The sequence below is a fragment of the Sphingobacterium deserti genome (assembly GCF_000757725.1).
In the GTDB taxonomy this organism is placed as follows: Bacteria; Bacteroidota; Bacteroidia; order Sphingobacteriales; family Sphingobacteriaceae; genus Sphingobacterium; species Sphingobacterium deserti.
Window position 1 is genome coordinate 1 of record NZ_JJMU01000014.1, and the last position, 17239, is coordinate 17239.

A 17239-nucleotide genomic window follows, 5' to 3' on the forward strand; every position below is an offset into this window, starting at 1 on the left:
ACGACGACAAGCGCCGAAGGTAGCTCCTTCGGCGCTTGTCGTGCTCCCTCACTAGGCGAAATTTTTTCTGTATCCAATCACCTTTGTGAGGCCGCTCCAACGTTGCTACTCGTTTCCGAGCGCAATGATACGATCAAACTCTTCTGCCTTTAATGGCATAACAGAAAGTCTACCCTGGCGCACAAGCGCTATATCTTGCAAAAATTCGTCGGCCTTGATTGCCTCTAACGTCACAGGGGTTTTGAACGTCTCCAGCGGCGCAAGATCGACTACTACCCAGCGCTCGTCATCAGTTGTAGGATCTTGGTAAAATTCCTTTACCACTTTTGCCAAACCAACGATTTCCTTTCCCTCATTACTGTGATAAAAAAGCACAAGATCGTCCTTCTTCATTGCTTTGAGATTGTTACGGGCTTGATAATTCCGTACACCATCCCAAAAAGTTTCTCCATCTTTATTAAACTGTTCCCAACTGTATTTGAAGGGTTCAGACTTGACAAGGAAATAATTCATGGTATTACATTTATCTAAAATAGTCTGCTATTTATGATTCTTGCTCTAAAACCTCCATTTTATCACCAAAATGTGCACAATAGTCACGTAGATCAGCAATAATCTTTTCTGCCATAGGATCTCCTCCTGATGCGCGCAAAAACGAATCTCCTAAAGTCTGTAGGGTTTCGTAGAAAAATCTTTTCATCTCATCATAAGGCATATCTTTCGTCCAAAGATCAATACGCAATGAGTTTTTATATTGTGCGTCCCACAAAGCCAGGAACATTGCTTTGGCAGGCATTTGATCGGCTGTCTCGCCATCTGTTGAGGACCAATCGATACTATCCGGAACGTTATTCTCATCCAAGACAACGTTTAGTTTTATTTCTGCTTTTTTCATTTTAATAAGTTATTATTTAATGGTGGTGAACCCTCACACATCACTCCGATATGCGGCGTATCCGATAATCCGTGATGGTTTCCCGATTAATTCCAAAATATTCTTAAACCAACAGCAAGGATACCCGAAACAAGCACAAACACTATTTCCAAGATCCACAGCTTCTTTATATCCTTTATGAAGACTCTGAACAGAATGTCCGCCAGAAGTATACTACCGATCAACAGTGCAACTTGCCACCAGGGCAACAGCAACTGCCCACTCCCCAATTCGGATATTATCCAAGTTAGCACACAAGCAAGAACGATATTCAGCGGAGTCAATTTCATTTACGAACGTCCCTTTTTAGTTTTTACACCCGATCTTTTTTTCCCAGCAACTTTTTGTCTGTTATTGCTTTTATGTGCATGTTTCTTCTCGTGGAAAGCGCCTTTAAAGTCGGGGTTTTCCTTTCTCTTCTGCGCATCAATCTCTCGCGCTATATCCTGCTTTTCCTCAAAGCCCGTATTTTCAACAAACACATTCGCTGGAAATTCTTTCCTCGGAATCTCTTGTCGAATTAATTTTTCAATTTTTTCGATGTAGTAAAATTCAGCCGGATTGCAAAATGTAATCGCATCACCTTCGTTGTAAGCACGTCCCGTACGTCCGATCCGATGCACATAATCTTCGACCACGATAGGCACATCGAAATTAAAAACATGGCTCACATTGGAGACGTCCAGCCCACGAGCGGCCACGTCTGTTGCGACCAAAATCCGAATAAAGCCCTCTTTAAAAGCGTTTATAGAGTTGATACGTGTATTTTGCCCCTTATTGGCATGTATTACCCGCACATGTTCGTCGCCATATTTGCGTTCTAGAAAATGAAACACATTATCCGCCACATTTTTAGTTTTACAAAAAACGATTATTCGGTGGAACGATTCGCTATCTAGCAGTAAGTACTGCAATAGGTTTAATTTCGTTTTTAAATTAGGCACCTCATACAAGCTTTGGGAAACCGTTTGCGCAGGTGTTGCTTGCTCTGTAACTTCAATCACTGTGGGGAAAGCCAAGAAGTCGCCAGAGATTTTACGCACCAACTCACTCATGGTAGCTGAAAAAAGTAAGTTTTGGCGTTTTCTGGGCACAACCTCTAAAATACGGTGGATTTTACCTATAAAACCCATATCCATCATCTTATCGGCTTCATCCATTACCAAAAACTTCAAACTTTTAAGATTGATATCTCCCTCCAAGTATAGATCTAGAAACCGTCCAGGCGTCGCAACAATAATATCGCAGCCTTGAGCGAGCTGCTCTTTTTGAGTTTTCGGGCCTAAACCACCGTATAGCACAATAGTCCGTAGGTCTAAGTAGGTGGAAAATGTTCGCACATTTTCCTCGATCTGCATAGCAAGTTCACGAGTTGGTGACAATATAAGTGCCCGCGGATCTTGTCCTTGGGCATACTTCAATTTCATTAACAATGGCAAGACGAAAGCGGCGGTTTTCCCTGTACCAGTTTGCGCAATCCCCATCACATCCTGCCCAGCTAAGATCGGCGTGATTGCTTTCTGTTGTATTTCTGTCGGAGTACTGTAACCAGCCTCTTCAATTGCGTTAAGCAGTTGCCTGTTAAGTTTGAAATCTTCAAATGATGCCATTCGGCAAAGATAAAGAAATGAATCCACATGGGTTTTATTATTCCGTAGATATGACACTGCGCTTTATCTTGCCACTAAATTCCTGTTAAATTTTGATTTGAACAGGATTTAAATCAACTTTGTGCCATATTAATTGGTTGATAACATGAAAAAAATCTGGATTTTCTTACTACTTTCTGTGGTAAGCATAACCACTTTCGCTGATGAGGGAATGTGGTTTTTAATGCATTTGAAGCGGCTTAACGAGGCTGACATGCAGAAGAAAGGTCTCAAACTCACCGCTGAAGAAATTTACAGTATCAACAATTCATCTTTAAAAGATGCAATTGTACAATTCAATGGTGGATGTACCGCGGAGATTGTGTCTGGACAGGGCTTAGTTTTTACAAATCACCACTGTGGATATGGCGCCATAGCAGAATTATCGACGCCGGAAAACGATCACCTTACCAATGGCTTCTGGGCAAAATCGTTGACAGAAGAATTGAAGCCGAAATCACTTTTCGTTCGTTTCTTTGTACGTATGGATGATGTCTCGAAACGCATCCTTGGATTGGTTAATAATGATATGAGCGAGAAAGAACGTGAAAAGATCATCAACCAGGAAATTGCAAAGATTGAAAAGGAAAATAGCGAAGGAGGGAAATATGTTGTATCGGTAAAGTCCTTTTACAACGGAAATGAATACTATTACTTCGTTTACCAGGACTATACTGATGTACGCTTGGTAGGCACTCCTCCAAACAGCATCGGAAAGTTTGGTGGCGACACGGATAACTGGGAATGGCCACGCCACACAGGCGACTTCTCGATCTTTCGCGTCTATGGTGACAAAGATGGTAATCCGGCAACCTATTCAACAGAAAATGTACCGCTAAAACCTAAGCATTTCCTTCCCGTAAGCTTGAGAGGTATTAAAGAGGGTGATTTCTCCATGATCTTGGGCTATCCAGGAAGGACTAATCGATGGATGACCGCAGCGGGAATCGATCAAAACGTAAATTATGCATACCCTGCTTGGGTGGAGGCTTCTAAGGTAGGTATGGATGCCATGAAAAAGCATATGGACAAAGACCAGGCAGTGAAATTGAACTATGCTTCAACCTATTCTGGCGTCGCCAACTACTGGAAAAACCGCCAAGGTATGATCGACGCTTTAACGCAACACAACACCGCGGCAACGAAACGTAAAGCAGAGGCGCAGTTTCAAAAATGGGCAAATAAAAAAGCAAATAAAGCGCTTTATAGCGATGTTCTCCCAACCATCAACGCGTACTACGATGCTACAAACGAAAAAGCTAGACACGATAATTACCTTATCGGGATGCTACGTTCCTCTACCTTTGCGGCATTGCCATACAGTTTAGGCGCTGCTTTAAAACAGTATGCAGCGGCCAACGAAGCTAAGCGAGCAGAAATGCGCCCGAATTTCGAAAATGGCTTTACAGAGACCTTCGAAAACATCTACCTACCTTTAGAAATAGATGTATTGGCGGATGAACTTAATCTTTATGCGAAGAAAGCAGGAAATATCGCGCCATATATCGACGAACTTAACAAAAAGAACGGCGGAGCATTCGGAGCTGACGTGCAAGCCGCTTTCGATAAAAGTATCTTTTCTTCCTCAGAAAAACTGCAAGCGTTCTTAGCAAATCCTTCAGCGGAAGTTATCGATGCGGATCCGTTGTATCTTATATCGAAATCATTAATGGATAAATACCGCGAAAAAACACCGGAAGTTGATGCCCTAACGGACAAATATCAAGCCGCTCATCGCAAGTACATTGCTGGCGTATTAGCATCTAATCCAAAGGGTAAGTATTATCCAGATGCAAATTCAACGTTACGTTTGACCTATGGCACTATAAGAGCTTTGCCAGCAGACTCACGGAACGACGCCAAAATTAATAATTACACGACGCTAAAAGGCACTATTGCAAAATACAAACCAAACGATGAAGAATTTGATTTGCCGAAACGCTTAATGGAGCTTTACGAAGCAAAAGACTATGGCCGTTATGCGGATAAGGAAGGGTATATGCCTGTCAATTTCTTAAGCGATCAAGATATAACGGGAGGTAATTCAGGATCACCGGTTTTAAACGGCAATGGAGAACTTATCGGTTTAGCTTTTGATGGAAACATCGAAGCAATGGCCGGTGACGTAATTTTTGACCCAAAACTTCAACGGACAATCTCTGTAGATATCCGGTATGTATTATTTATTATAGACAAATTTGCAGGGGCGCAAAACATCATTGACGAACTGAAAATCGTTGAATAAGGGCTTTACACATAAATAAATTGGGTTTTTATTTTAAAAATCGGATATTAGTTCTTTGTTTTTGAATATTTATTATATCTTAGAACAAGAATTAAGAGAAACTTAAAATTATATAATTGACAATGGAAAATTACAACAAATTAAAAAGCTTAGTAGCTTCCATCGAAGCTGATGCAGACAAGTTCTTCAATAACGGAAATTCAGCTGCGGGAACGCGTGTACGTAAAGGCTTACAAGACATCAAAACGTTAGCACAAGAGATTCGTAACGAAGTAACCTCAAAGAAAAACGACGAAAAGAAATAATTTTTTGAGTTTAATAGGAAATCCCCTGCGTGACGCAGGGGATTTTTTTGTCATATACATGGAAATTGGCAACGCTTTACAGCAACATATTGACCATCATATAGTTGAACTCAGCCTCCGTATACCAATCTCCTACGCGAAGTCGATCTCGCATAAAGGCTTGAAAGTCGGCTCTTCGCATGGGCTTGTCGCGTTTCTTGGCAAATTCACTGGTAATCTGTGGTTGCCCCATTTCAACTTTTGTGGCGTAAATATTATAGTGCTGCTCAGGCACAGCGAGTCCTAAAATCATACCGGGTAAGCCATTTGTACCAATCGGCCCAGAAGAGAGCGGAATAGCATCCGTGTAAAAGGCAACCACAAATATAGAGTCCAATAACACACCATTAGCCCGACGGCAGTTATAGCCTGCAATATCTCGGTACTCATTTGTTACTTTCCACTTGATATTCAACAAGGAGTCTTCCAAAAGAATGTCTCCACCGTTATAGTTCATCTTATTCTTAAACAATCCTTTATCAATATGCTGATAATAACTGCCAGCGTAGTCAAACCCGTACCATTCCAAATTTCGCATTATAGCCGTCTGCTCTTCCTTCACCGGGTCGTATCTTGATTCAGAGCCATTAAATGACAAAATGCTTTTGTAGACATACGATTCAGGCGCTTTACTCATCAATTGATCCATATACGAACGATCGAAATTATCACTTTTCGACAAGGCCATCTTTCGCTTCATAAAGTTTTTGAGATGAACACGCTTCTCAAAATGTATAACACCGCTCTCTGGAAAATGAGCATATTGTCCGAAGCTGACCGAGGACAACAGTGCATTCACGACGACTAATAATATAAATCTTTTCATCATTCTTTTCCTCCATTCATAGATGTAAAATCCCAACTCACTTTTAACATATAATATCTTGCTATGGTATTGTAACGGTCCTGCACCAACGTACTCGCATTCTGCTGCCTAGTAAAACCGATATTCTGGTTTAAAGCATCGTTGATGAAAAAATTCAGGGTTAATGACTCATCTTTTAAAAACTTCTTACTTACACCTGGTTGCCATAAAAATCGCTCTAGCTTTTCGGTAAAGACTCTGGTAGGAGCCTGATAGAGGTAATTTAAATTGGAGTAGATTCTGATTTTCCAGGGCATATGATACTCTAAATTTGCATTGCCCCTATATACAAAACCGTTGCTGTTAAGATCAGGCTGAAGAGAGTTGCGGAGGAGGCTATAGCCTGGTGTAAATCCAATGGAGAAATCAAACCCTTTTTTTACGTTTCTACTAAAATTTAGTGATAGGGAAAAATCGATATTATCATTTTCGCTCAAATCACCGTTGATGTAGTTGAAATAATTGTTGTAGGTTGCGTCGAAAAAGATATTTCCCCTCACCTTTTGTTTCTTTATTAAATCCCGACCAATACTACCCCACACACTCATCGTATTCGCTACACGATCTAAGTTCGCGTAAGACAAGGTTCGCCGCCCATCTTCAATCAGGATATTCTGTTGAATGTTATTGAACCTTTGCGACCAATTTAAAGACACATACGCATACTGATTTTTTAGCATATTGTATGTATCGAAGCTTACGTTATAGGAATTACTTTGCGAAGGTCTTAGGTTTTCATTCCCAACAACGATATTTAATTGATCAGCATTCTGACGCAAGGGCTGTATTTGCATTAATGAGGGAAGGCTATTATTTCGGTTGAACCGGAAGGACAGATTTTTCGCTTTAGATATTTTGTAGCGTACAAACAACGTGGGGTTATAGGTTAGAAAGCTTCTGCTGAGATCCATTCCCTCGTAATTATTCACTTGGTAGAGCTCATCATTGCGCACGTTATTGGTGAGATTTGCATCAAGCAGTTCTGAACGATAATTGAATGACAAGTTGGCCGCATGACGCGTTGTATTAAAATCAAAATCATTACTAAACTCACGGTCAAGCTCATTATACTCGCCGGTTAAAGCCACCTGATTAAAGGAATTGTTGATAGAGGTTGATACCCCCCTACTAAACTCATATTGTAAGCTTGAGCTCAACCGCTTCCATAAAGGTTCCGTATAGGCAATAGAAGTGCGGATGTTATTTCCGACCGACTGCATTGTTTTACGCTGGTCAATCTCGGAAATACTATCTAAAACGAAAAAGTTTGCCGTAGAATTTAACCAACCTTCCCCGCTTGTTTCGTTACGATTTCCGTTAACACGCAAAGATAGTGACCGCCCTTCCTTGCGAAGCTTTCGCGTTAAATAAGCGCTATAATCAACCGAAAGATTGTCCGATTGCATATGCTGGCTGGCAATATTATCGTTAATCTGATTGCCGTCTCCATCAAAAGTATTGGTCTGCTGGGATCGCCGGCTTTCCACATTGCCTACGGTCGCACCAACACTAACGGTCAATGTAGTGAGTGAATCAATCTTCAAATCATAACGCCCGTTAAAGCGATGTTTTTGATTCTGCGCCTTGCTGTAGCTTTCTTCATTAGAATTCAGGACTGCATCTAGCAAATTCTCTTGCATAATCCGTGAACTCTCCTCCTCGTTTTCGATGATTCCAAATTTGTAGCTCGTATTGAGCTTATGTTTCGAATCCTTCCAGGCGTCCGCGAAAGAGACACCAGTACTTAGCGCTCTGGGCCGCCCCCGGCCGTTCCAGTAATCCATGTCATCGCCCCGCCAGGAGAATGATACAGAACCATCGTCTGAGACTTCCGAACTTAAATCAGAAAATCCAAACCGATCGCTATCTTCCCAATTCAGCGATACGGTACCATCATTTGACGTCAGGCCGAACAGACCTATTTTTTGGCTGCCATTAAACTTATTAAAGGCAAGGGTTCCCGTATAGAATCCCCTATCCGTATCGCCTCCGGCGCCGGCCTCGGTCTTTCCAAACATGCCCTTCTTCGCATCTTCCTTAAGCTTTAAATTTATGGTTTGTGTACGTTGCCCGTCGTCCACTCCGGTACGATCTGCCTCTTCCGACTTCTTCTCGTAAAGCTGTACCTTATCCACCATATCTGAACGCACATTGCGTGTTACCAGGGTTGGGTCGTTACCAAAAAATTCTTCACCATCTACCAAAACCTTCTCTACCGTCTTTCCCTGTGCCGTTATCTTTCCACTCGCATCTACCGATATTCCAGGAAGCACCTTCAATAGATCCTCCACTTTGGCATTTTTCTCTACGGCAAAACTCGACGCATCATATTCTGTGGTATCCCCTTTGATAACAACTGGGATTTTACCGGTCACAATAACCTCTTCCAACAACTGGCTCACATTGCTTAAACGCACTGTACCCAAGGAAGCGTCGCTTTCTTCAACGATAGTTTTATAGTAGTCGCCATATTTTGGATAGGTAATAATAAGCAAGTAGGGAATAGTATCAGGCCGCAATAAAGAGAATTTTCCGCTTGGATCAGCTCGTGTATGTTGCACCAAAATGGAGTCTTTCGCGCGTAATAGCATAATCGAAGCATTCGATAATTTTATGGCTTCGTCTGCGTCATCCACAACCTCGCCAGTGACTTTTACTTGCCCGTATACGGCGGCAAAAACTGTCATGAGGATGAACACAAATAATGTGGTCAGTCTTTTCATAAAAATTGGCAGTATCTCAATATTCTATCTACGAAAATATCATAATTCACACACTATTCAAACACCTTTGAAATGTTTAACATTTATTTAACAACCCTTCATTCCCAGCAGCGAAAGCCGTTTCACTTTAGAATAAAATTATAATTGGTAGCTTTGTGAAAACACAAAATACATGCAGACTATAAAAGAATATATTGAATCCAATCAGGAGCGATTTTTAGAAGAGTTGTTCGCGTTACTACGTTTTCCATCCATCAGTGCAGATCCCGCTTACAAGAAAGATGTGGAGAAAACCGCAGATTTTATTGCGGAAAAGCTTAAAGAAGCTGGCGCTGATAAAGTAGAAGTCTGTCCGACAGCAGGAAATCCTATTGTTTATGGTGAAAAAATTATCTCCAATGACTTACCAACAGTCTTAGTATATGGCCATTATGATGTGCAGCCTGCAGATCCTTTGGAGTTATGGGATACGCCACCTTTCGAGCCAACTGTGCGCGATGGGAAAATTTACGCACGCGGTGCAGCAGATGATAAAGGCCAGTTTTACATGCATGTTAAAGCGTTCGAATATATGATGCGTAACGACGCCTTAGCTTGTAATATTAAGTTCATGATCGAAGGAGAGGAAGAAGTGGGCTCCGCCAACTTGGGAACATTCGTGAAAGCGAATACGGAACGCTTACAAAATGACGTTATTGTTATCTCGGATACTTCTATGATTAGTATGGAACAACCATCGCTAGAGACAGGCTTACGAGGTCTTTCCTACGTAGAGGTAGAAGTTACAGGTCCGAATCGCGACCTGCATTCTGGAGTCTACGGCGGCGCTGTGGCCAACCCGGCCACTATACTAGCGAAATTGATTGCTTCGCTTCACGATGAAAACAACCACATCGCTATACCAGGCTTTTATGATGATGTCATTGAGTTAAGTGACGAGGAAAAAGATGCATTAAATAAGGCTCCTTTTGATATAGAAGAATACAAGGATGACTTAGGTATCGCGGATGTGTGGGGAGAAAAGGGATACAGCAGTATTGAGCGCACGGGCACGCGCCCTACCCTGGAAGTAAATGGCATTTGGGGCGGATATATCGGTGAGGGAGCTAAAACCGTACTTCCATCAAAAGCGTTTGCTAAAATCTCGATGCGTTTAGTGCCTAATCAAAATTCGGAACGCATTACCAACCTCTTTAAAGAGCACTTTGAAAAAATTGCCCCAAGTTGCGTAACGGTAAAAGTTAAACCGCACCACGGAGGCGAGCCCGTTGTGACTCCGACAGATAGCGTTGCTTACAAAGCTGCCGAGAAAGCACTAGAAGATGCTTTCAATAAGAAACCTATTCCTACGCGTGGCGGAGGTTCCATACCGATCGTTGCTCTTTTTGAGAAAGAGCTTGGTGTTAAAACCGTTCTCTTAGGATTTGGCTTGGATAGTGACAACTTACATTCTCCCAATGAAAAGTATGGCATAGAAAACTACTTGAAAGGTATCGAGACCATTCCGGCATTTTTCAGATATTTTGCCGAATTAAGCAAATAGAGAATAAGCCTGCCTGTACCCGATTACAGGCAGGCTTTTCTAAGAGATTCCACCAAAAACATAAATCAGCATCATGCACATTCTGCTGATAATTATGAGCTACAACACCTGAATCAATCTGTTTGTAGCAGATAACAAGTACCTCGTTGTATATTAGATCAAATTTACATATGTTTGGGCATGCTTAGACTATTGCGAAAAATACACCGCTACGCTTACGTTGCTTCGGTTTTATTTTTCTTCGCTTTGGGTTATCCATTCCTTCTTCTTTATGCGCGGAGTGCCCATAAAAATTATAATAAAATAGTCTCCTTTCGAAAATGGATAAGTGTTGCCGGAATGTACGCAGTAGGAATACGGGTTCAGGTAAATTTTGAAACACCTGTAGACTGGACACAAACCTATATCATCTGTCCAAACCACACCTCATTTCTCGATATTTCCGTTCTCACCTTCCTGTGCAAAACGCCATTTTCTTTCATGGGCAAGGAAGAGCTATTGGAAAACCCTATCGCTCGTATATTTTTTGAAACAATTGATATACCTGTGAAAAGAGACAGTAAGATATCTTCCTTCAAAGCCTACAAGAAGGCCTTGGAAATTCTTCACGATCGAAAATCTCTAGTCATATTCCCTGAAGGGAAGATTGACGACAACTATCCACCTGTATTACACCCTTTTAAACCTGGTGCATTTCGATTAGCGACAGACTACAACATTGCCATACTACCCGTGGTCATACAAGATGCTTGGAAAATATTGTGGGATGATGGTAAAAAATTTGGATCACAGCCGGGGGTGATACATGTCAATGTACTCGCGCCTATAGAAACTAAGGCTTTGGGAAAGGATAACGTCATGCAACTCGAAAGAGAGGTCTATAATAAAATGAAAGACTCTTGGGATCTCTACAATAAATCGTAACTTCATAACATGCTAGAGCGCTAAATGTATGGAACAGCATTTTTTAATTCAAATAGATGATATTGGTAGAGAATACATCATCGGCACAGAAAAAATTCACGCTTTAAAATCCGTTTCGCTAAATATTAAAAAGGGCGAATTTGTAGCACTGATGGGGCCTTCTGGATCAGGGAAATCTACCTTGATGAATATCCTAGGCTGTCTGGATACACCGAGCAAAGGGCAATACATCCTCAACGGTATCAACGTATCGGACATGAGTGAAAATGAGTTGGCAGAAGTGCGCAATAAGGAGATAGGCTTCGTATTCCAAACATTTAATCTATTGCCGAAAAGCACAGCATTGGAGAATGTAGCACTTCCGTTGATATACGCAGGCTATAGCAAAAAGAAACGGGATGAGCAGGCACTTAAAGCGCTGGAAGATGTTGGTTTAGGAAACCGGGTAGACCATAAACCTAATGAACTCTCTGGCGGGCAACGTCAACGGGTGGCTGTCGCTCGAGCATTGATAAATGCACCTTCTATTATCTTGGCGGATGAGCCAACGGGAAATCTGGATACGAAAACCTCGATCGAAATTATGGGGTTAATGGAAAATATTCACGCGAAAGGAAATACCATCATTTTAGTGACGCATGAGGAAGATATCGCGCAGCACGCCCATCGCATTGTTCGGATGCGTGATGGGCTTATCGAAGATGATTACCAAAATCCGCAGATAAAATCTGTGATACCACGCCTAGATGCACTTAAAGAAAAGGGTTCTGATTTCGAAAAAATATAAATTTAATAACCTCACAAACAACTTGTTATATTATAAAAAAAATGATAACATTCATTTAACTTGTTTTATTTGATAATAATGTTATTTTTGCGGAAAATAGCAATTTAAATTATTAGATATGTATTGGACACTAGAATTAGCATCGCATTTGGAAGATGCGCCATGGCCAGCAACTAAAGATGAGTTAATTGACTATGCTATTCGTTCGGGGGCCCCGGTTGAGGTAATTGAAAATCTTCAAGCCTTAGAGGACGACGGAGAGCCATACGAAAACATCGAAGAGATTTGGCCAGACTATCCTACCAAGGATGACTTCTTTTTTAATGAAGATGAGTATTAAATTAACATAAAAAACGTCTCGCTCCGAGGCGTTTTTTATTTCGTATTAATCCTTAGCTGCACGCTCTTGTCTAACTTACTGATTAAACAAATGACAAATGTATTTTAAGTTTTTTATTGCCTTAACTTTCCTGGTTCTTTCAACAGCTATGGGACATGGTCAAGAACAAAGCAAACAAGACCGTGATTTTTCACTTATTGATTCGTTTTTGACAGACGTAGATGATGCATCCGTCCGGCCGGATGTTATTCTGAGCAAACACGTACTCATAGAAAAAACAGACACAGACGAAGGCTACGATTACTTGGAAGCAAGCATAAGCGAAATCAGATTGAATGTGCAAAGCAAAGAACTAAATGAAATTGAGGCCATCCCATTCAGGGAGCTTCCGAAGAAAGAAACCCGGGATATTGATCCCGAAGGAAAGTCTACCGATGACATGTATTTTCTATTTTATAAGGGGCGACAGATGCTTGCTTTGTATTTGAAAGAGAATAAGATCGCTTCCTTCACTTTAGTATCTAAAGGTAACAATGTAGCGCATTTCGTGACTTACTAATTTCTCTCTAAAAAATTTGCACTTCATTAATAAATATTAGATATTTGTTTACAACGAACTACAGATGAAAACAATCAATGTAAATAAAGCATGCTGGTGGCACAACTATTAGAGTTGTGGCAAAAACCTATTGCTTGAATTTTACATCAACGGATAGTGGCTTGCCTGAATAGGTAAGCCTTTTTTATTTTTACAGAATCACGGTTATGAAAGAAATATTGGCTCATTTATTTGAGTACAAAACATTTACAAAGGAAGAGGCATACACCATACTGACCAACATTGCTACAGGGAAATATGATTCCCATCAAATTGCCGCGTTCATGACGATTTATGGTATGCGTAGCATCCGTGTGGAGGAGTTAAGCGGTTTTCGGAATGCGATGTATGATCTCTGTGTGAAGGTAGACTTTCCAGGATATGAACTGATTGATTTGTGCGGTACAGGTGGTGATGGGAAAAACACCTTCAATATATCCACGTTAGCTTCCTTTGTTGTGGCCGGAGCAGGCTATAAGGTTGCAAAACATGGAAACGTGGGCGTTTCGTCAGGTTGCGGATCATCAAATGTCATGGAACAGCTCGGTTATCGCTTCACAAACGATACCGCAGAGTTGACTCGGCAATTGGATGAAGCAGGCATTTGTTTTCTGCATGCGCCGCTGTTTCACCCCGCCATGAAGACTGTGGCGCCTATCCGTCGCGCGCTGGCTGTCAAAACATTTTTTAATATGTTGGGACCGCTTACAAACCCTGCAAACCCAAAATATCAGGCTGTGGGAACATTTAGCCTCGAACTGGCGCGCCTATATAATTACCTGTATCAAAATACCGGTAAACAATACAGCATCATACACGCACTAGACGGTTATGATGAAATCTCTATGACTGGAGATTTTAAGATCATCAATAATAAAGGTGAAAAATACTACAAAACAGAAGATATTGGCTTCACGCCTATTCAAGCTATCGAGCTCGCTGGTGGGAGTACAGTTGGCGAAGCAGCGCAAATCTTCCAGCAAATTATCCACGGTACAGGAACATCCACTCAAAATAACGTGGTACTCACGAATGCAGCTTTCGCAATCAAAACCATTCATACGGAAAAAACTTTTGGCGACTGTTTCTACGAAGCCGAAGAATCGCTATTAGGTTTTAAAGCACTGAAAAGTTTTAATCAGCTAATAGGTAAATAATATGGACTTGCAAGTGAAGGTATGTGGGATGCGGGATCCGGAAAATATAGTAGCGCTGGCCGCGCTCCCGATTGATTACATCGGCTTTATTTTTTACGAGAAATCACCCCGATTCATTTCCCATGTTCCGAAGATGACATCAATCCCGGAAAACTTAACGAAAATTGGTGTTTTTGTAAACGCTTCAGAAAAATATATACAGGAGAAAGTTGGAGAGGGATTACAGGGGGTCCAACTCCACGGAACTGAAACAGCCCAGACATGCCTGCTGTTTAAACAGCAAGGTCTGGTAGTTCTAAAAGCCTTCGGGATAAGCCAAGGTTTCAACTGGCAACAATTATATCCATATGTTGACGCGGTTGATTATTTTCTATTCGACACAAAAAGTGATGCGCATGGGGGAACAGGCGTAGCATTCGATTGGAAATTGCTGGCTGAATATCCATTTCAGGTACCCTATTTCTTAAGTGGGGGACTTTCGTTGACAAACATGGAAGAGGCAAAGAATTTAGGCGACGCGCGGCTTCAGGGCTTAGACCTAAATTCAAGGTTCGAATCTGCGCCTGCTTTTAAGGACATTGACAAAATAGCAAACGCTTTGAAAATTATTAAAGATGAGTAAATATCAAGTTGACAAAAAAGGATATTACGGACCATTTGGTGGGGCATATATCCCCGAAATGCTTTATCCAAACGTGGAAGAGCTCCAGTCTAAATACCTGGAGATTATGCAGGAGGAAACTTTCCAGCAAGAATTTCATGCTCTACTAAAGGATTATGTAGGTCGCCCATCTCCACTATATCATGCGAAAAGGCTTTCCGAGCGATATGGTGCAAATATATTTCTGAAAAGGGAAGACCTGAATCACACAGGCGCACATAAAATTAACAACACGGTAGGGCAAATTTTATTAGCCGAGCGATTGGGTAAAAAGCGTATTATTGCGGAGACAGGCGCTGGGCAGCACGGGGTTGCCACCGCGACGGTATGTGCATTAAAAGGTCTTGAATGTGTGGTTTATATGGGCGAGGTTGACATAAAGCGTCAGGCACCCAATGTTGCGCGCATGAAAATGATGGGTGCAGAAGTTGTGGCAGCTACATCCGGTAGTAAAACTTTGAAAGATGCCACCAATGAGGCGCTTCGCGACTGGATAAACAATCCAGTAGACACCCATTACATTATCGGATCAGTAGTTGGTCCTCACCCCTATCCCGATTTGGTAGCGCGTTTTCAGTCCATAATTTCCGAAGAAACAAAGAAACAACTGGAAGAAAAAACGGGAAGCACGACCCCAGACTATGTATTGGCATGTGTGGGCGGCGGCTCTAACGCTGCGGGAATGTTTTACCATTTCTTGGATGATGAACAGGTGAAGTTGATTGCCGTGGAGGCAGCGGGGCATGGCGTTGATAGCGGAGAAACTGCGGCAACCACAGCTTTGGGAAAAGACGGCGTGTTGCACGGCAGCCGTTCCATTCTTATGCAGACAGATGACGGCCAGGTGGTGGAGCCCTATTCCATATCTGCCGGGCTCGATTACCCAGGTATTGGCCCACAGCACGCATGGCTATTCAAAAGCGGCAGAGGACAGTACGTAAGTATCACGGATGATGAAGCCATGCAAGCTGGATTACTTTTAACTAAATTGGAGGGTATTATTCCGGCTATAGAGAGCTCCCATGCGCTCGCTCACCTAGAGAAAATGAACTTTAAAGGCGGTGAAAATGTGGTGATCTGCCTATCAGGAAGAGGAGATAAGGATTTGGACAACTACATGAAATATTTTGGTTTTTAACAGATGAAAGAAAACATATTCAAGAGCAAGCAAAAAAAACTGCTTTCCATATACTACACTGCTGGTTACCCTACGCTAGAGAGCACGATCGACATCGCTGCGGAGTTGGAAAAATCCGGTGCGGATTTTTTGGAAATTGGCTTTCCGTATTCTGATCCCGTAGCAGATGGTCCGGTTATCCAAAACAGTTCAGAGGTCGCATTGCAAAACGGCATGAATTTAAAAGTTCTTTTTGAACAATTAAAAGCGTTGCGTTCGCGCGTTTCGATACCGGTTTTTTTAATGGGATATTTTAATCCTGTACTACAATATGGTATAGAAAATTTTTGCAAATCCTGTCAGGAAGTGGGCGTCGACGGCGTCATTATTCCTGATCTACCGATGTATGAATACGAAGATTTGTACGAGCGTATATTTCGTCAGTATGGAATTAGCAATATATTTTTGGTAACGCCACAAACCTCGGCAGAAAGGATTCGAAAAATAGACAAGCTATCGACTAGCTTTGTTTATCTGTTATCTTCCAACGCTACAACAGGAAAAAAATTAGAAGTAGGGGAATCTTCTGCCGTCTATTTTCAACGAATGAAAGAGATGGAGTTGAAGAATCCACTTGTTATTGGTTTTGGAATATCAAATGCTGAAACTTTTGCAAAAGCAACCGCTTATGCACACGGTGCGATAATTGGCTCCGCATTTGTCAAATTGCTATCTGCGCCTAATTATCTGCAGGAGATCGGGCCTTTTATCGAGAACATAAAGTCTTAACATATTAGTTGCCAGCAGCGATAACTGCTGCTAGCAACTTCCTGACTGCGCGTGATGCATGCGGGACATCCCGTGCTTATCCCGTTTAAAATTTATTTTCTTATATTTGCAGCACATGAAAATAATCTTTGCCTATATATTGTTAATTCTCTATGCAGCGACCTGCACTGGGATGACGGTATATATGCACCGCTGTCAGGAAGGCGCTCTTATTGCTTTCGACACAAAAAAAGATTTGATACATGATAGTTGTCCGCACTGTGCCGAATCGGAAAGTGCTGAAGAAAGTCATCAAGATGCACCGACGGCTTGTCATGAAAAAGAAAATTGCTGTTCGGAGATCGTGCTCGATCTGAGAAAAAGTGAAACGAAGATGGAGAACGCATCGAATATGCTTCCTCTTTTCAGTACGTCACCGGCGATATTGACGCTCTTTTGGATCGTTCCGATTCCTGATAGCAAAACCATAATTTCAAATGCTGCTGATTTCCGATCGCCACTGGCATCGGTCGCCGCATCACCTCCCTACCTTGTTCATTGTAACTTCCGTATTTGATTTTAAG

The 17239-nt window shown here is 41.7% G+C and carries 18 protein-coding genes; 12 read left to right on the forward strand and 6 right to left on the reverse strand.

The genetic code is table 11. The annotated features are described in order from the left end of the window. Positions 1-105: 105 nt before the first annotated feature. The 4 genes from DI53_RS04260 to DI53_RS04275 all read right to left on the reverse strand — a co-directional run bounded on the left by DI53_RS04260 (position 106) and on the right by DI53_RS04275 (position 2544). Positions 106-513 (reverse strand): EVE domain-containing protein, encoded by a 408-nt coding sequence (locus tag DI53_RS04260; protein ID WP_037495793.1) that lies wholly within the window; start codon positions 511-513, stop codon positions 106-108. A 31-nt stretch (positions 514-544) separates the two neighbouring features. After that, positions 545-895 (reverse strand): gliding motility protein GldC, encoded by a 351-nt coding sequence (gldC, locus tag DI53_RS04265; RefSeq protein ID WP_037495796.1) that lies wholly within the window; start codon positions 893-895, stop codon positions 545-547. Between the two features lie 86 nt (positions 896-981). Beyond that, on the reverse strand, positions 982-1224 hold the full coding sequence (locus DI53_RS04270) for a hypothetical protein (protein WP_037495801.1): 243 nt from the start codon (positions 1222-1224) through the stop codon (positions 982-984). After that, positions 1225-2544, reverse strand: a complete 1320-nt coding sequence (locus DI53_RS04275; protein ID WP_037495803.1) for a DEAD/DEAH box helicase — start codon at positions 2542-2544, stop codon at positions 1225-1227. A 145-nt stretch (positions 2545-2689) separates the two neighbouring features. Between DI53_RS04275 and DI53_RS04280 the strand changes: the two genes are divergently transcribed. Further along, positions 2690-4828: a S46 family peptidase gene (locus DI53_RS04280; protein ID WP_037495806.1), complete on the forward strand. Its 2139-nt coding sequence runs from the start codon at positions 2690-2692 to the stop codon at positions 4826-4828. A gap of 122 nt (positions 4829-4950) precedes the next feature. Beyond that, complete coding sequence (locus tag DI53_RS04285) at positions 4951-5133, forward strand: hypothetical protein (RefSeq protein ID WP_037495808.1); 183 nt, start codon at positions 4951-4953, stop codon at positions 5131-5133. Between the two features lie 76 nt (positions 5134-5209). Here DI53_RS04285 and DI53_RS19525 read toward each other — a convergent pair whose 3' ends face one another. Both DI53_RS19525 and DI53_RS04295 read right to left on the reverse strand, forming a co-directional pair. Further along, positions 5210-6001: a GLPGLI family protein gene (locus DI53_RS19525; RefSeq protein WP_052072052.1), complete on the reverse strand. Its 792-nt coding sequence runs from the start codon at positions 5999-6001 to the stop codon at positions 5210-5212. Next, positions 5998-8760 (reverse strand): outer membrane beta-barrel protein, encoded by a 2763-nt coding sequence (locus DI53_RS04295; RefSeq protein ID WP_037495811.1) that lies wholly within the window; start codon positions 8758-8760, stop codon positions 5998-6000. The genes DI53_RS19525 and DI53_RS04295 overlap by 4 nt, the downstream gene beginning before the upstream one ends. Positions 8761-8932: 172 nt before the next feature. Between DI53_RS04295 and DI53_RS04300 the strand changes: the two genes are divergently transcribed. The 10 genes from DI53_RS04300 (at position 8933) to DI53_RS04345 (ending at position 17232) form a co-directional block, all read left to right on the forward strand. After that, positions 8933-10303: a dipeptidase gene (locus tag DI53_RS04300; protein WP_037495813.1), complete on the forward strand. Its 1371-nt coding sequence runs from the start codon at positions 8933-8935 to the stop codon at positions 10301-10303. Positions 10304-10483: 180 nt separating this feature from the next. After that, positions 10484-11227: a lysophospholipid acyltransferase family protein gene (locus DI53_RS04305; RefSeq protein WP_037495816.1), complete on the forward strand. Its 744-nt coding sequence runs from the start codon at positions 10484-10486 to the stop codon at positions 11225-11227. A 28-nt stretch (positions 11228-11255) separates the two neighbouring features. Further along, positions 11256-12014, forward strand: a complete 759-nt coding sequence (locus DI53_RS04310) for an ABC transporter ATP-binding protein (protein ID WP_037495819.1) — start codon at positions 11256-11258, stop codon at positions 12012-12014. Between the two features lie 118 nt (positions 12015-12132). Beyond that, complete coding sequence (locus tag DI53_RS04315; RefSeq protein WP_002996718.1) at positions 12133-12354, forward strand: DUF2795 domain-containing protein; 222 nt, start codon at positions 12133-12135, stop codon at positions 12352-12354. A gap of 97 nt (positions 12355-12451) precedes the next feature. Continuing rightward, a complete protein-coding gene (locus tag DI53_RS04320) occupies positions 12452-12913 on the forward strand; it encodes a hypothetical protein (protein WP_131555172.1) in 462 nt (153 codons plus the stop codon). Between the two features lie 206 nt (positions 12914-13119). Continuing rightward, positions 13120-14109 (forward strand): anthranilate phosphoribosyltransferase, encoded by a 990-nt coding sequence (gene trpD, locus DI53_RS04325; protein WP_037495822.1) that lies wholly within the window; start codon positions 13120-13122, stop codon positions 14107-14109. 1 nt (position 14110) lies between these two features. Continuing rightward, entirely contained in the window at positions 14111-14731 is a 621-nt protein-coding gene (locus DI53_RS04330) for a phosphoribosylanthranilate isomerase (protein WP_037495830.1), read from the forward strand. Further along, positions 14724-15908, forward strand: a complete 1185-nt coding sequence (gene trpB, locus DI53_RS04335; protein WP_037495833.1) for a tryptophan synthase subunit beta — start codon at positions 14724-14726, stop codon at positions 15906-15908. The genes DI53_RS04330 and trpB overlap by 8 nt, the downstream gene beginning before the upstream one ends. A gap of 3 nt (positions 15909-15911) precedes the next feature. Further along, positions 15912-16676 (forward strand): tryptophan synthase subunit alpha, encoded by a 765-nt coding sequence (trpA, locus tag DI53_RS04340; protein ID WP_037495836.1) that lies wholly within the window; start codon positions 15912-15914, stop codon positions 16674-16676. Positions 16677-16791: 115 nt separating this feature from the next. Then, positions 16792-17232, forward strand: a complete 441-nt coding sequence (locus DI53_RS04345; RefSeq protein WP_037495842.1) for an HYC_CC_PP family protein — start codon at positions 16792-16794, stop codon at positions 17230-17232. Positions 17233-17239: the final 7 nt, after the last annotated feature.

What these genes read in the sequence shown, in the direction of transcription:
- DI53_RS04275 (WP_037495803.1), bottom strand. Translation starts at nt 2,544, where the DNA reads ATGGCATCATTTGAAGATTTCAAACTTAACAGGCAACTGCTTAACGCA.
- DI53_RS04315 (WP_002996718.1), top strand. Translation starts at nt 12,133, where the DNA reads ATGTATTGGACACTAGAATTAGCATCGCATTTGGAAGATGCGCCATGG.
- DI53_RS04310 (WP_037495819.1), top strand. Translation starts at nt 11,256, where the DNA reads ATGGAACAGCATTTTTTAATTCAAATAGATGATATTGGTAGAGAATAC.
- gldC (WP_037495796.1), bottom strand. Translation starts at nt 895, where the DNA reads ATGAAAAAAGCAGAAATAAAACTAAACGTTGTCTTGGATGAGAATAAC.
- trpA (WP_037495836.1), top strand. Translation starts at nt 15,912, where the DNA reads ATGAAAGAAAACATATTCAAGAGCAAGCAAAAAAAACTGCTTTCCATA.
- DI53_RS04345 (WP_037495842.1), top strand. Translation starts at nt 16,792, where the DNA reads ATGAAAATAATCTTTGCCTATATATTGTTAATTCTCTATGCAGCGACC.
- trpB (WP_037495833.1), top strand. Translation starts at nt 14,724, where the DNA reads ATGAGTAAATATCAAGTTGACAAAAAAGGATATTACGGACCATTTGGT.
- DI53_RS04330 (WP_037495830.1), top strand. Translation starts at nt 14,111, where the DNA reads ATGGACTTGCAAGTGAAGGTATGTGGGATGCGGGATCCGGAAAATATA.
- DI53_RS04270 (WP_037495801.1), bottom strand. Translation starts at nt 1,224, where the DNA reads ATGAAATTGACTCCGCTGAATATCGTTCTTGCTTGTGTGCTAACTTGG.
- DI53_RS19525 (WP_052072052.1), bottom strand. Translation starts at nt 6,001, where the DNA reads ATGATGAAAAGATTTATATTATTAGTCGTCGTGAATGCACTGTTGTCC.
- DI53_RS04300 (WP_037495813.1), top strand. Translation starts at nt 8,933, where the DNA reads ATGCAGACTATAAAAGAATATATTGAATCCAATCAGGAGCGATTTTTA.
- DI53_RS04280 (WP_037495806.1), top strand. Translation starts at nt 2,690, where the DNA reads ATGAAAAAAATCTGGATTTTCTTACTACTTTCTGTGGTAAGCATAACC.
- DI53_RS04305 (WP_037495816.1), top strand. Translation starts at nt 10,484, where the DNA reads ATGCTTAGACTATTGCGAAAAATACACCGCTACGCTTACGTTGCTTCG.
- DI53_RS04285 (WP_037495808.1), top strand. Translation starts at nt 4,951, where the DNA reads ATGGAAAATTACAACAAATTAAAAAGCTTAGTAGCTTCCATCGAAGCT.
- DI53_RS04320 (WP_131555172.1), top strand. Translation starts at nt 12,452, where the DNA reads ATGTATTTTAAGTTTTTTATTGCCTTAACTTTCCTGGTTCTTTCAACA.
- trpD (WP_037495822.1), top strand. Translation starts at nt 13,120, where the DNA reads ATGAAAGAAATATTGGCTCATTTATTTGAGTACAAAACATTTACAAAG.
- DI53_RS04260 (WP_037495793.1), bottom strand. Translation starts at nt 513, where the DNA reads ATGAATTATTTCCTTGTCAAGTCTGAACCCTTCAAATACAGTTGGGAA.
- DI53_RS04295 (WP_037495811.1), bottom strand. Translation starts at nt 8,760, where the DNA reads ATGAAAAGACTGACCACATTATTTGTGTTCATCCTCATGACAGTTTTT.